The following is a 1,759-nucleotide window of genomic DNA, read 5'->3' as shown; positions in this document are numbered from 1 at the left end:
CGGCGACGGAACAGGAGATCATCAAGATCTTCCGGATGTTGACAGAGGAATTCGGGAAGACGGTTATCGTCGTCACCCACTCCAACGTCGTATCGGAGCTGAGCGATCACCGGGTAGTTCTCAACGAAGGACAGCTGAAGGATATTCAATAAACAAGGCCGGGGAAATCCCCGGCTTTGTACTGTAATAAAATTGAAAGGAATTCCATAACCAGGAAGTCAGACTTCTGTGATACCATGAAGCCTGTAAGAGAAGCATGGCAAAATCACCATGCGGGAAAGGAGACACACGATGAATTTTTTTACACGCGCGATCAAGAATATAACGCGGCGCATGTCGAAATCAATCCTGTTGGCGATCACCTTCTTTTTGATCGGTAATTTAGTCATTATCGGATTGGGCATCAACAACGCTTCGGAACAGGCAAAGATCGAAACCCGGCGGAAGATGCGGGCCGTCGTTTCGTATGAAACGGATTACAACGCTTTCCGTGAGTATACCGAGGGGTTAGATGAAGAAGCGCAGAAGGAAGCCTATAAAAATGCTCCATCAGTAAAAATTGAAGATATTAAAAACCTGATGAGCGATGAACGGGTCAAAACCGTCAATGTCGTCAATTCGATGATGCTTTATTCCAACGGCTTTGAAACAGTGCCGCTGAACAATGAACGGGAAAACAGCGGCGGCGGAGGCTCGGTCACGTATGAGGACGGAACGACGGTGGAATATGTGGAACCGGATCTGAAATTACAGATGAACTATTTTCCGAATATGATCGAGCTGGAAGATAAGATGTATGAAATTGTGGAGGGGCGGTTCTACAATCAGGAAGAAGTGGACGAAGGCAAAATGGTCTGCCTGATCACCGATAAACTGGCCAGCCATAACAATCTGCGTGTCGGCGATGTGATTACAATCGATCTGATCAGTAAAAATGATATGCAATATTTTGAACAGACCGGCGTCACCGATGAGGATATCCACATGAATCTGGAAATCATCGGGATCTATCACAATAACGAGGAACTGGATGAGAATTCCAATGAATACAAATGGATGAGCCGCTATGATTCGCCGGACAATACGATCCTTGCCCCTACGTTAGCCTATGGCAACGCCTATTACAATCTGGGCATTAAACAGTATGAATATTCCAAAGCGCAAAATCCGGAATACTATGTCGATACGGAAACGCCAACCCCGGAAAGCTATACGTATGTCAATAAAGCGGTCTTCCTGTTAAACGATCCGCTGAATGTCGATCAGTTCGTGGCGGATCATCAGTCTGATTTGAAAGAGTTCATGAAGATTGACGCGAATAACGATACGTTTAAGAAACTGGCGCGGCCGCTGGATACGCTGTCGCTGTTCTCCAACATCATCGTTTGGATCGTCGCAATCAATGCCGTCGTCATCATCACGCTCGTTACAGCCTTAACGCTGAAAACCCGCGAGTATGAGATCGGCGTACTGTTGTCAATGGGCGTATCCAAGATGAAGATTGTGGCGCAGTTCTTTGTTGAATTGATCATCGTCGCACTGATCGGCTTCACCCTGTCAGTCGTCAGCGGTTCGTTAGTCGCCAAACAGGTTGGCAAGATGGTGATGGATTATCAGGTTGATACAGAAAGCCAATATGGAACGCTGGACGATCAGAACAACGGCACAATCTATTGGGGGGAGACGAACTACTTTACGGAAATCAGTCAGGATGACCTGTTATCGGAATATGAAGTGCAGATCAATCCGATGATCATTG

The 1,759-nt window shown here is 46.4% G+C and carries 1 protein-coding gene; it reads left to right on the top strand.

Annotated features, from left to right (window positions below; genetic code table 11):
- Positions 1-291: 291 nt before the first annotated feature.
- A partial coding sequence (locus BQ7364_RS00025; RefSeq protein ID WP_072682793.1) for an ABC transporter permease occupies positions 292-1,759 on the top strand: 1,468 nt, incomplete at its 3' end.

This window comes from Holdemania sp. Marseille-P2844 (assembly GCF_900120005.1).
Lineage (GTDB): Bacteria > Bacillota_I > Bacilli_A > Erysipelotrichales > Erysipelotrichaceae > Holdemania.
This window is presented reverse-complemented; position numbering and strand designations above follow the sequence as displayed.